Annotated in this window: 9 protein-coding genes; 8 read left to right on the top strand and 1 reads right to left on the bottom strand. The window is 67.0% G+C overall.

From position 1 onward, the window contains the following. Window positions 1-132 precede the first annotated feature (132 nt). On the top strand, window positions 133-1923 hold the full coding sequence (locus tag DM450_RS12570) for an acyl-CoA dehydrogenase C-terminal domain-containing protein (protein WP_142635274.1): 1791 nt from the start codon (window positions 133-135) through the stop codon (window positions 1921-1923). A 182-nt stretch (window positions 1924-2105) separates the two neighbouring features. After that, window positions 2106-2996, top strand: a complete 891-nt coding sequence (locus DM450_RS12565) for a siderophore-interacting protein (RefSeq protein WP_260609846.1) — start codon at window positions 2106-2108, stop codon at window positions 2994-2996. Between the two features lie 188 nt (window positions 2997-3184). Here DM450_RS12565 and DM450_RS12560 read toward each other — a convergent pair whose 3' ends face one another. Next, on the bottom strand, window positions 3185-4234 hold the full coding sequence (locus DM450_RS12560) for a Glu/Leu/Phe/Val dehydrogenase (protein WP_142635272.1): 1050 nt from the start codon (window positions 4232-4234) through the stop codon (window positions 3185-3187). A 133-nt stretch (window positions 4235-4367) separates the two neighbouring features. Between DM450_RS12560 and DM450_RS12555 the strand changes: the two genes are divergently transcribed. The 6 genes from DM450_RS12555 (at window position 4368) to DM450_RS12530 (ending at window position 12503) form a co-directional block, all read left to right on the top strand. Continuing rightward, on the top strand, window positions 4368-4841 hold the full coding sequence (locus tag DM450_RS12555; RefSeq protein ID WP_142635270.1) for an Lrp/AsnC family transcriptional regulator: 474 nt from the start codon (window positions 4368-4370) through the stop codon (window positions 4839-4841). A 188-nt stretch (window positions 4842-5029) separates the two neighbouring features. Then, window positions 5030-5650, top strand: coding sequence for a TetR/AcrR family transcriptional regulator (locus tag DM450_RS12550; RefSeq protein WP_142635268.1), 621 nt, complete (start codon window positions 5030-5032; stop codon window positions 5648-5650). Window positions 5651-6124: 474 nt separating this feature from the next. Next, a complete protein-coding gene (locus DM450_RS12545) occupies window positions 6125-6523 on the top strand; it encodes a hypothetical protein (protein ID WP_142635266.1) in 399 nt (132 codons plus the stop codon). Continuing rightward, window positions 6520-7830 carry an efflux RND transporter periplasmic adaptor subunit gene (locus tag DM450_RS12540; protein ID WP_370584502.1) on the top strand — a complete coding sequence of 437 codons (1311 nt, stop codon included), beginning with the start codon at window positions 6520-6522 and terminating at the stop codon, window positions 7828-7830. The genes DM450_RS12545 and DM450_RS12540 overlap by 4 nt, the downstream gene beginning before the upstream one ends. Before the next feature lie 60 nt (window positions 7831-7890). Further along, window positions 7891-11076: an efflux RND transporter permease subunit gene (locus DM450_RS12535; protein ID WP_142635264.1), complete on the top strand. Its 3186-nt coding sequence runs from the start codon at window positions 7891-7893 to the stop codon at window positions 11074-11076. A gap of 17 nt (window positions 11077-11093) precedes the next feature. Continuing rightward, on the top strand, window positions 11094-12503 hold the full coding sequence (locus DM450_RS12530; RefSeq protein ID WP_142635262.1) for an efflux transporter outer membrane subunit: 1410 nt from the start codon (window positions 11094-11096) through the stop codon (window positions 12501-12503). Window positions 12504-12569: the final 66 nt, after the last annotated feature.

Genomic DNA, 12569 nt, shown 5'->3' with positions numbered 1-12569 from the left:
TTCGTCGTCCCCGCGCAGGCGGGGACCCCGCTCTTTCTTCCGGCGGCGTGCCTGCCGCAAGAAGCGGGATCCCCGCCTTCGCGGGGATGACGGGTGAAATGGATCGACGTTGCGACCCGCGAGGAGAGTGACATGCAAGTCTACGAAGCGCCCTTGCGCGACATGAAGTTCGTGCTCCACGAACTGCATAATGACGACGGCTTCGGCAATCTCGAAGCCCTCGCCGAATTCACGCCTGATCTGGTGGACGCGGTGCTGGAAGAGGCGGCCAAGGTGGCGCAGGAAGTCCTGCTGCCGCTCAACCGCAGCGGCGACATCGAGGGCTGCACCCTCGAAAACGGCGTCGTGCGCACCCCCAAGGGCTTCAAGGAAGCCTACGACATGTTCCGCGAAGGCGGCTGGTGCGCGCTGGCGTCCGACCCCGAGTGGGGCGGTCAGGGCCTGCCCGAAGCGCTGAACAAGCTGACCGAGGAGATGATCTGCTCGGCCAACCTGTCGTTCAGCCTCTATCCCGGCCTCACCCACGGCGCGACCACCGCGATCGAGGGTTACGCCAGCGACGCACTGAAGCAGGCCTACCTGCCCAAGATGGTCGAAGGCATCTGGTCGGGCACGATGTGCCTTACCGAACCGCACTGCGGCACCGATCTCGGCATGCTGCGCACCAAGGCGGTTCCTCAGGGTGACGACAGCTACAAGGTCTCCGGCGCGAAGATCTTCATCTCGGCGGGCGAGCACGACCTGACCGAGAACATCATCCACCTCGTGCTCGCACGGCTTCCCGATGCGCCGGAAGGCGTGAAGGGGATCAGCCTGTTCCTGGTGCCGAAGTATCTGCCCAGGGAAGACGGCACGCCCGGCCCGTCCAACGGTGTTTCGGTCGCCGCGATCGAGCACAAGATGGGCCTCAAGGCCTCGGCCACCTGCCAGCTCAACTTCGACGAGTCGATCGGCTGGCTGGTCGGCAAGCCCGGCAAGGGCATGGAAGCCATGTTCAGGATGATGAACACCGAACGCGTTTCGGTGGGCATCCAGGGGCTTGGCGTGGGTGAAGCCGCCTATCAGTCGGCCGTGTGGTACGCCAGGGAGCGCGTGCAGGGCCGCTCGCTCTCGGGCGTGAAGAACCCCAAGGGCCCGGCCGATCCGATCATCGTCCACCCCGACGTGCGCCGCATGCTGATGACCGCGCGCGCCTACAACGAAGGCAGTCGCGCCGTCGGCGCCTGGGTCAGCCGCGCGCTCGATGCCGAAAAGCATGCGACCGACCCGGCGGTGAAGGCCCGCGCGGAAGACTTCATCGCGCTGATGACGCCGGTGGTGAAGGCGCTCTTCACCGACTGCGGTTATGAAAGCGCGAACCTTGCCGTGCAGGTCTACGGCGGCCACGGCTACATCGCCGAAAGCGGTGTGGAACAGTTCGTGCGCGATGCTCGCATCGCGATGATCTATGAAGGCACCAACGGTATTCAGGCGCTCGACCTCGTCGGCCGCAAGATGCCCGCGCATGCCGGTCGTTATCTCCGCTCGTTCTTCCACCCGGTGTCGGACTTCATCGAGGCCAACAAGGGTGACGAGACGTTCGGCAAGATGATCGAGGGGCTGGAAAAGGCCTTCGGCGCGCTGCAGCTCTCGACCGGCACGATTGCCCAGAAGGGCATGAAGGACCCCGAGGAAGCCGGCGCTGCCGCGACCGACTACCTGCGCCTGCTGGGCCTTGTCGCGATGGGCTACACGTTTGCCAAGGCGGCCCTGATCGCCAAGGCCAGGCTGGACGAAGGCACCGGGGAAGCGGCGTTCTATACCGCCAAGATCGCCACCGCGCGGTTCTTCTTCGACCGTCTGCTGCCGCAGGCGACCGCCGCGTTCCTCGCCATCAAGTCGGGCAAGGCCTCGATGATGGCGCTGGACGCCGACATGTTCTGATCGAAAGCGCGCAGCGCTTATTCGATCTATGTGCTCCCAGCGGAGGGGCGGGACGCTTCGGTGTCCCGCCCCTTTCCTTGTTCGGGGCCCGGATTCCCTGGCCGTCCCGTGCCGTGTGTCCCTCTTGCCGTCCGGTTGGGGGGCGCCGCCAGCCTCGGCCGCCAGCTTGCCATCGCCGTGCGGTGCGCGCAGAACAAAGGCCCCCCAGCACCGGCGTCACCGGCCGGCGCGATCGCCAGATATGGAGCCTGACGCTGAGCGAACCGATTCAGGAACCCGTTTCCGCCCCCCTCGATCATGGCCGGGATCCGGCTGTCCCCCTGGATTCCCTCCCGCGCCATTCGGTCCAGCGCATCCGCCGCGAGATCCGGCGCCGCAGCCTTGTCGTCAGCCGGGTCGAGCCGCTGGGCTCGGCGATGCTGCGGGTCTGGCTGGAGGGCGAGGATCTCGCCGATTTCGAGAGCGGATCGCCCGACGATCACATCAAGCTGTTTTTCCCCGTCGCGGGCGCCGGGCCGGACGAGAAACCGGCGATGCGCGACTATACGCCGCGCCTGTTCGATCCTGCCGCCCGCACGCTGGCGATCGATTTTGCGCTGCATGATCCCGCAGGCCCTGCCACGGCATGGGCGAGGGCGGCCAGGCCCGGCGACGTGCTCAATATCGGCGGTCCGCGCGGCTCGGCGGTGGTGACCGACGATTTCGACTGGTATCTGCTGGTCGGCGACGAGACCGCGATCCCGCAGTTCTCGCGCCGGATCGAGGAGCTGCGACCGGGCGTTCCCGTCACCGCGCTGGTTTCGGTCGCGCCGGGGATCGAGCGGGCGCCGGTCCCGGCGCGGGAAGGGCTGACGTGGATCTGGGTGGAACACGCAGGCCACGGCGAAGACCCCGCGCCGCTGCTGGCCGCGCTGGGCGATGCCGGACTGCCGGAAGGCGAGGGTTATGCATGGATCGCGGCGGAAGCGGCGGTGGCGCAGGCCATTCGCGCCAGGCTGACCGACGAGATGGGCCATCCGCTGGGCTGGCTCCGCGCGTCCGGTTACTGGACTGTCGGCGAAGCGCAGGGCTAAACGGAGCCCAACATCCCACTCTCTATTCCGTCATCCCCGCGAAGGCGGGGATCCCGCTTGTTCTTGCGGCGGGGCGAAAGAAAGCGGGGCCCCCGCCTTCGCGGGGCGACGAAGCGTATTCGGGGAGGTTGGCCTAAAAGGCCGAAAGATGTTGGGGCAGGGCACTTGGCCCCGCCCCAGACTCAATCTTACGCTGCGACCAGACGGCCGCGCGCGACCAGTTGCTGGGCCATCTCGTCGGCGACGACATGGCTCGGACGGCCTTCGCTCTCGGCCGTGGCGAGGATTTCGCCCAGGCGCTCGGCGATCAGGTCGATACGGCCGCCGACCTGGTCTTCGGTCTCACCGAGGTATTCGGCCACCACGTTGATGATGCCGCCCGCGTTGACCACGTAGTCCGGCGCATAGGCGATGCCGCGTTCGGCCAGGCGCGCGCCGTCCAGTTCGGTGGCGAGCTGGTTGTTGGCGCCGCCGCAGACGAGGCGGGCGCGCAGCACCGGGATGGTCTGTTCGTTCAGCACCGCGCCCAGCGCACAGGGGGCGAAGATCTCGGCTTCGGCGGCGAGGATCTCGTCGGGCGCGACCACGCGGCCACCGAACCTGGCGGCAAGCGCCTCGGCGCGGGCCGGATCGGCGTCGGCAAGGACCAGCCTGGCGCCGGCTTCATGCAGCAGCTCGGCCAGGTGCGAACCGACATTGCCGGTGCCCTGCAGTGCCACGGTCAGCCCGCGCACGTCCGAGCCCAGGCTCACGCGCGCGGCGGCCTGCATCGACTTGAAGATGCCGAGCGCGGTCCAGGGCGAGGGGTCGCCGCCGGCAAAGCCCGGCTTCTTGTCGAGCCCTGCAACGTGGCGGGTTTCCTCGGCAATCGCGCGCATGTCGGCGATGGTGGTGCCGACGTCTTCCGCGGTCACGTACTGGCCGCCCAGCTTCTCGACCGCACGGCCGAAGGCGCGGAACATGGCGGCGCGGTCGAAGCTGCCTTCGGGGCGCTGGAGCACGGCCTTGCCGCCGCCGAAGGGCAGTCCGGCAATCGCGTTCTTGTAGGTCATGCCGCGGGCAAGGCGCAGGGCGTCGGTCGCCAGTGCGTCCTGATCGGCATAGTTCCAGAAACGGCAGCCGCCCGCCGCCGGGCCAAGCGAGGTCGAATGAATGGCAATCACGCCCTTCGCGCCGCTTTCGGGGTCGTCGATCACCACGAACTGTTCACCCAGTTCGCAATCCAGCGTGTTCACCATTTCCGTTGTCGTCCTCACTTTGGGGGAGCGTTGGAAATAGCAGTGTTTGGCCTGATAAAAATTGCGAATTTGCCGGTAAATGCGCTATGTATGGCGTCATCTATTCGGTGAATGTGAAATTTTGGAATTGAATATGTCAAGCGGGCTCGATGAGTACGAAAAGAAGATCCTGGCGATTCTCCAGGTCGATGCCTCGCGCTCCTCGGCCGACATCGCGCAGGAGATCGGCCTGTCGCAGGCGCCGTGCTGGCGGCGCATCCAGCGGCTCAAGGACGAAGGCTATATCCGCAGCGAGGTCTGCGTGCTCGACCGGCGCAAGATCGGCCTGCGCGCGCAAGTGTTTGCGCAAGTGAAGCTGACCGCGCATGGCCGCGCCAACCTGTCGCAGTTCGCCGATGCCATGAACGCCTTTCCCGAAGTGCTCGACTGCTACGTGCTGATGGGGTCGGTGGACTTCATGCTGCGCATCGTCACCGAGGACATCGAGGCTTACGAGCGGTTCTTTTTCGAGAAACTCTCGCAAGTGCCCGGGGTGCAGGAAATCAACTCGATGGTCGCGCTCTCGGAGATCAAGTTCACTACCGCATTGCCGCTGGACCATCTGTAGGAGTCTTATTGGAAATTCGCGGAAGAGCGAATTTCGGTTCGGTGCCGAACCATCCGAAACGCCGTTTCGGATCAGACTGACGAAGCGTTGCGGGGGAGGGTGTTTGCGCCCTTTGCACCCGGTTATGACCTATCATATCTCGCACGCCACTGGACGGGGCGGGTGTGGATAACTATATACCGACCGGTATGAAATGCTCCGACTCCATTGCCGCCCCGCGTGGTCGCCCGCGTGAATTCGATCCGGAACAGGCGCTTACCTCGGCTCTGCGCGTGTTCTGGCAGCGTGGTTACGAAGGCGCGTCGATGGCCGAGCTGACCGAGGCGATGGGCATCACCAAGCCCAGCCTCTATGCCTGTTTCGGGAACAAGGAGGCGCTTTTCAAGAAGGCGCTCGACCTCTACGAGCGCGACAAGCTGGCCTATGTCGGCAAGGCGCTGGAAGCGCCGACCGCGCGCGGCGTGGCCGAGCGCCTGCTCAACGGCGCGATCACGACTCACTGCGGCGGCGGCGGCAACGATCCGAACGGATGCCTCAGCGTGATCTCCACCGTGGCCTGCACGATGGAGGATGCCTCCATCCGCGACTTCGTGGTGGCGCGCCGGCTGGCAACCGAAGACTCGCTGATCGCGCGTTTCGAGCGTGCCAAGGACGAGGGCGACCTGCCCGATGCCGTCGATCCCCGTTCGCTGGCCCATTGCCTGATGACCGTGCTGCAGGGCATGTCGGTGAAGGCGCAGGGCGGTGCCTGCACGCAGGAAGCGAAGGGCGTGGTCGATACCTTCCTCGCCATGTGGCCGGGCAAGTAAGATTCGTCTGAAAATCCGCCGAAGACGGATTTCGGCGGCGCCGGCCCACTCCCCCACGAAATGCGCTGAAAGCGCATTTCCAAACCAGGGCCGCGAAAAAATTTCATTCACCCACCGTTCACGCCCTTGAAATTGCTGCGTTGCACCTAATTTTACCGAGCGGTACAGAAAACCGCTTGACGATTTCTGTACCGCTATATATACCAATCGGTACAGAACGAGGGCATAGCCGACTCGCCGCACAGACGGGAGATCGGGGCCGGAGTTCCTCCCCGGCGCCGCCCGACCCCCCCGCGGGCGGCTCCATAGAATAACCGAAAGCAGCCGGCGCTGCGGAGCCCTGTCTCCGCGCGGTGCCGGTCTGCGTCCAAAGACTTTCCGATGCCCCTTGCATCGGAGCACGCCGGCGCGCGCCCTTAACCTCCCCCTCCTGTCCCGAGGGCGCGCGTCGGTTCCTTTTCAGGGAGCACAAACATGGCCTTCATCGATTTTTCCGATGCAGCGCACACCGCGCTGCCCGTCGCAAATTCCAATCCGGCCCCCAGCATGCCCGCCGAAAGCCTGCTGAGCCGGCTCGAACGCCGCGTCGTTGAACTGGCGCGCGAGGACGGGCTGAACAGCCTGATCCCGCAGCGCCCGCGCCGCTGGCTCGCCCGCCTGATCCTGGGCCCGACGCCGCCCTCCCGGATGCTCGCCAACGAGCAGCTGGAAGCGCTGCGGCAACTGGCCGTCCGGGCCTGGCACCATGGTTACACCCTGCCGGTCTCGGCGATCCGCGAGGCTGAAGCTGCGGGTCACAGCGAAGCCAAGGTCGGCGCCGTCATCGATTTCATCGGGCGCAGCCGCGCCCCGGTCCGGAGACTTGCTGCGTGAATGCTCCTGTAAAACTGGAAGAAACGGCCACGGTGTCGACGCCCCCCGGCGACACCGGCCGCAAGCGAGGGAGCGGTCGCCACATGGCGATCGGAGCCATCGCTCTGGTCGCGGTGGCGGGGCTGGGGTGGAAGCTGTTCCACGAAGCCCCCGCCGATGCCGCCCCCATGCCGCCTGCCGTGGTGCAGGCCGCCAATCCGCTGGTCCGGCAGGTGACCGAGTGGGACGACTATGTCGGCCGCTTCGCCCCCAGCAAGACCGTCGAAGTGCGTCCGCGCGTTTCCGGCGCGGTCACCCGGATCCTGTTCCGCGACGGCGACTTCGTGCAGGCCGGACAGGCGCTGTTCGTGGTCGATCCGCGTCCCTACCGTGCCGCGCTTGCCGAAGCCCAGGCCGAAGTCGCCTCGGCGCAGGCGGCGCTGACGCTCGCCCGTTCGGACTATGCGCGCGTTGCCGGGCTCAAGGGTGACGAGGCGATGGCCGCCAGCGAGGTCGACCAGCTGCGCTCGCGGGTGAGGGCGGCCGATGCCCAGCTGGCCGCCGCGCAGGCGCGGGTGCGCCAGCGCGCGCTCGATGTCGAGTTCTCGACCGTGCGTGCCCCGATTTCGGGCCGCATCTCGGACCGCCGGGTGGACGTGGGCAACCTCGTCTCGGGCGAGAACGGCACCGGCGCCAGCCTGCTGACCACGATCAATGCGGTCAGCCCGATCTACTTCACCTTCGACGCCTCCGAAGCGCTGTTCCTCAAGACCCAGCGCGAAAAGGCCGAGCACAAGGACGCCGCGAACGTGCAGGTCCGCCTGCAGGACGAGACGGCCTACCGCTGGAACGGCAAGCTGGACTTCACCGACAACGGGCTCGACCCGCGTTCGGGCACGATCCGCGTGCGCGCCGTGCTCGACAACAAGGACGGCTTCCTGACGCCGGGCATGTTCGGCAACATGCGTCTGGCCGAGGGCGGCACCGTCACGGCCATGCTGGTGCCCGACGATGCGATCCAGTCCGACCAGGCCCGCAAGGTGGTGCTGACGGTCGGCAAGGACGGCACCGTTGCCGCCAAGCCGGTCGAACTCGGCCCGCTGGTCGACGGTCTGCGGGTGATCCGTGCGGGGCTGGTCCCCAGCGACCGCGTGGTCATCTCCAACTATCAGGCTGCCGTCGCCGGCGCCAAGGTCAATACCCGTCGCGGCCAGATCGCGCCCGATATGAAGGCAGCGGCCGCCGCTGCCGCTTCCGGCCCCAGCTCGCCCGCCGCGGCGCAGGCCACTATCGCGCCCGTCCGGGCGCAGGCCACTATCGCCCATTGATCCACCCATCAGGGGGGCGGTCCATTCCGTGACCGTCCCCCGTGAGAGGGGCATATTCCCATGCGATTTTCCCGGTTCTTCATCGACCGGCCGATCTTCGCAGGCGTCATCGCGGTGCTTGTCACCGTGGTGGGTGCGCTTGCGTTCTTCGGCCTGCCGGTCAGCCAGTATCCCGACATCGTCCCCCCGACGGTGACGGTGACCGCCCAATATCCCGGCGCTTCCGCCGAAACCGTTGCCGACACCGTGGCTGCTCCCATCGAGCAGGAGATCAACGGCGTCGACAACATGCTCTACATGTCCTCGCAGTCCACCGGCGACGGCAAGGTGACGATCACCGTCACCTTCAAGATCGGTACCGACCTCGATGCCGCGCAGGTTCTCGTGCAGAACCGCGTTGCCGTGGCCGAGCCGCGCCTGCCCGAAGCGGTGCGCGCGATGGGTGTCGTCACCCGCAAGACCTCGCCCGACTTCCTGATGGTGGTGAACCTGCAGTCCCCGGACGGCACGTTCAACCGCGACTACCTGTCGAACTATGCGCTGACGCAGGTGAAGGACCGCCTTGCGCGGCTGGACGGCGTGGGCGACGTGCAGCTGTTCGGCTCGCGCGATTATGGCATGCGCATCTGGATCGACCCGAACAAGGCCGCCGCCATGAACCTGACGGCGGGCGAGATCGTCGACGCGCTGAAGGCGCAGAACGTGCAGGTCTCGTCCGGCTCGATCGGCGCGCCGCCGTTCGATCGCGGCAATGCCTACCAGGTCGGCGTCGAGATGCAGGGGCGCCTGAACACCCCCGAACAGTTCGGCGACATCGTCGTGCGGACCGATGCCGATGGCCGTCAGGTCCGCGTGCGCGACGTCGCGCGGGTCGAACTGGGCGCGCAGGACTACACCACCAACACCTACCTTTCGGGCAAGCCCACCGTCGTGATCGCGGTGCTGCAGCGCCCGGGCTCGAACGCGCTCGACGCTGCCAAGGCGGTGCGCGCCGAGATGGACGATGTCGCCAAGTCCTTCCCCAAGGGCCTGGAATACTCGGTGATCTACAACCCCACCGAATTCATCGGCCAGTCGATCGATGCGGTCTATCACACGCTGTTCGAGGCGGTGATCCTCGTCGTGCTCGTCATCCTTGTCTTCCTCCAGAACTGGCGCGCGGCGGTGATTCCGATCATCGCGATCCCGGTGTCGCTGGTCGGCACCGCGATCATGCTCGCGGCGGTCGGCTATTCGCTCAACAACCTCTCGCTGTTCGGCCTTGTCCTCGCGATCGGTATCGTCGTCGACGACGCCATCGTCGTGGTCGAGAACGTCGAGCGTTATATCGAGGAAGGCATGAAGCCGATCGAGGCCGCCCGGCGCTCGATGGACGAAGTGACCGGCGCGCTGATCGCCATCGTCCTGGTGCTCTGCGCGGTGTTTGTGCCGACGCTGTTCATCACCGGCATGTCGGGGCAGTTCTACAAGCAGTTCGCCGTCACCATCACCACGGCCACCGCGATCTCGCTGCTGCTCTCGCTCACGCTTTCGCCCGCGCTGGCCGCGCTGCTGCTGAAGGACAAGCACGGCCTTGCGGCCAATGCCCCGCGCTGGAAGCGGGTGCTGCAAGGCGGCGCGGACAAGTTCAACCACGGCTTCGACCGGATGAGCGACCGCTATGCCGCGCTGACGCTCAGGCTGGTGAAGGCGCCGGTGAAGATGATGGCGACTTATGCCGCCCTCATCGCCGCCACCGTGGGCATGTTCTGGGCGACGCCGACCGGCTTCATCCCGCAGCAGGACCAGGGTTACTTCCTCGCCGCGATCTTCCTGCCGCCGGGCTCCTCGCTCAGCCGCACGGACGAAGTGACGCAGGAAGTCGCCAAGCGCATCCTGCCGATCAAGGGCCTGCGCGGCGCGGTGATGTTCGCGGGCTTCCATGGGCCCTCGCAGACCGCAGCGCCCGATGCCGCCGCCATCTACTTCCCCTTCAAGAGCTTCGAGGAGCGCAAGCAGCTCGGCGTCACTTACGAAGGCATCATGGCGCAGGCGCAGGAAGCCATCAAAGGCTACGACAAGGCACAGGTCCTCGTCATTCCGCCGCCGACCATCAACGGCATCGTCCCCCCGGGCGGTTACCGCATGATCGTGGAGGACAACGAAGGCCGTGGTCTGGGTGAACTCCAGAAGGCCGCCGGCGCGCTGATCGCGCAGGCCAACCAGCAGCCGCAGCTCCAGCAGGTCTACACCCTGTTCAGCATGAACACCCCGCGTGTCTATGCCGACGTGGACCGCCGCAAGGCCGACATGCTGGGCGTCTCGCCGTCCAGGATCTTCGAAGCGATGCAGGTCTACCTCGGTTCGTCCTACATCAACGACTTCAACCTGCTCGGCCGTACCTACCGCGTGACCGCACAGGCCGATGCGCCCTATCGCGGCTCGACGGCGGACATCGCCAACCTCAAGGCCCGTTCCGACTCGGGGGCGATGGTGCCGGTCGGCTCGGTCGCGACCTTCAAGGACGAGACCGGACCCTACCGCGTGGTGCGCTACAACCTGCACCCGGCGGTGGAAATCGACGGCAGCTACGGCAAGGGCTACTCCTCGGGCCAGTCGCTGGCGACGATGGAGAAGGTGGCGGACGAAACGCTCCCCTCGGGCTACGGCCGTGAGTGGACGGGTATCGCCTACCAGCAGGCAACGGCCGGCAACACCGCCGGGATCGTCTTCGGCATGGCGGTGCTGTTCGTCTTCCTGGTCCTGGCCGCCCAGTACGAGAGCCTGACCCTGCCGCTGTCGATCATCCTGATCGTGCCGATGTGCCTGTTCGCGGCGATGCTGGGCGTGAACCTGCGCGGGATGGACAACAATATCCTGACGCAGATCGGTCTGGTCGTGCTGATCGCGCTGGCGGCCAAGAACGCGATTCTTGTGGTCGAGTTCGCCAAGCAGGCCGAGGACGAGCGGGGCTACTCGCCGGTGGAGGCAGCCGTCTATGCGGCCCGCACCCGCCTGCGCCCGATCCTGATGACCTCGTTCGCCTTCATCCTCGGCGCGGTGCCGCTGGTGATCGCGAGCGGGGCCGGCGCCGAGCTTCGCCAGGCGCTGGGTACGGCGGTGTTCTTCGGCATGGCCGGCGTTACCGCCTTCGGCCTGCTGTTCACGCCCACCTTCTACGTCGTCTGCCGCAGGCTCGCGGCGGCCCTGCGGCGCAAGCCCAGGGAACCGCACCACGAGAGCCACGCGGTGATCCCGGCGGAATGAAAGGACGGATGATGTCCATGAATATCAAGACCATGGTCGCGGCTCTTGCTGCCGCGACCAGCCTCTCGGCCTGCGCCGTCGGACCCGACTATGTCGCGCCGACGCCGCCGGCTACTGCGGGGGCGCCCTTCACGGGCGTCCAGTCCGCCGAAGTGACCACGGCATGGCCGGACGACAGCTGGTGGCACCTCTACAAGGATCCGGTGCTGGACGGTCTGGTCAGCGATGCCCTGGCCGCCAATACCGATGTGCGCGTGGCGGTGGCCCGGATCGAGAAGGCGCGGGCGAACCTGCGCGGTTCGAAGTCCGACGCGCTGCCGCAGACCGGCATCGATGCCAGCGGTACTTATGGCCGCGTCTCGGAAAGCCAGGTGCTGCCCGGCTACGACCGCGAAGGGCGCCGCGTCGACGGCGAGCTTTCGGTCAATTACGAGCTGGACCTGTTCGGCCGCGTCAGGCGCGGGGTCGAGGCCTCGCGCGCCGATCTTGCCGCCTCGATGGAGGACGCCGATGCGGTGCGGGTGACGGTGGTGGCCGATACCGTGCGCGCCTATGTCGATGCCGCCAGCTCGGCCGAGCAGATCGCGGTGGCGCAGGATACCGTCGCGCTGCTCGGCACGTCGGAGCGGATCACCAATGCCCGTTTCGAGCGTGGTCTCAGCCAGAAGCTCGACGTGATCCGCGTGACCCAACTGCGCGAGCAGCAGGCGGCGGCGATCCCCAGCCTGCAGGCGGCGCGCGATGCGGCGCTGTTCCGCCTCGCCACGCTGACCGGCCGCACCCCGCAGGATCTTCCAGCCTCGGTACGCGCGCGGACGACGACGCCCGATGTCGGCCAGCCGATCCCGGTGGGCGACGGCGCTACCCTGCTGGCGCGCCGACCCGACGTGAAGGCGGCGGAGCGCCGTCTTGCTGCCGATACCGCGCGGATCGGCGTGGCGACGGCGGATCTCTATCCCAAGATCACGCTGGGCGGCTCGGTCGGCACCACGGCGGTGGGGGCGACCGACGTGTTCGGCGGCGGTCCGCTGCGCTGGCTGCTGGGGCCGATGATCTCCTGGGCCTTCCCCAACCAGGAAGCCATCCGCGCACGGATCGGCGGGGCGCGGGCGGACGCCAAGGCCGACCTCGCGAGGTTCGACGGCACCGTGCTGGCCGCTTTGCAGGAAACCGAGACGGCGCTCTCCGCCTATCGCAACGCGCTGCTGCGCAAGGACCGGCTTGCCTCGGCCCGCGATGCGGCCAAGCGCGCGGCGGATGTCAGCATGGCGCGGCAGAGCAGGGGGCAGATCGATTCGCTCGACGTGCTCGACGCGCAGCGCACGCTGGCCAGCGCCGATGCCGACTATGCGGCGGCGCGGCGCGCGGTGGCCTTTGCGCAAGTGGACCTGTTCCGCGCGCTGGGCGGAAGCTGGCAGACAACCTGACGGTTCGCGTCATCTGCCCACAAAGAAAGGGCGGCAAGGCTGGTGCCTTGCCGCCCTTTTTCGTGT

Origin of the sequence: Sphingomonas sp. IC081, from assembly GCF_006874585.1 — a bacterium.
Classification (GTDB): Bacteria; Pseudomonadota; Alphaproteobacteria; order Sphingomonadales; family Sphingomonadaceae; genus Novosphingobium.
Note: the sequence above shows the minus strand (reverse complement) of the source record. Positions and strands in the feature narration are given on the sequence as shown.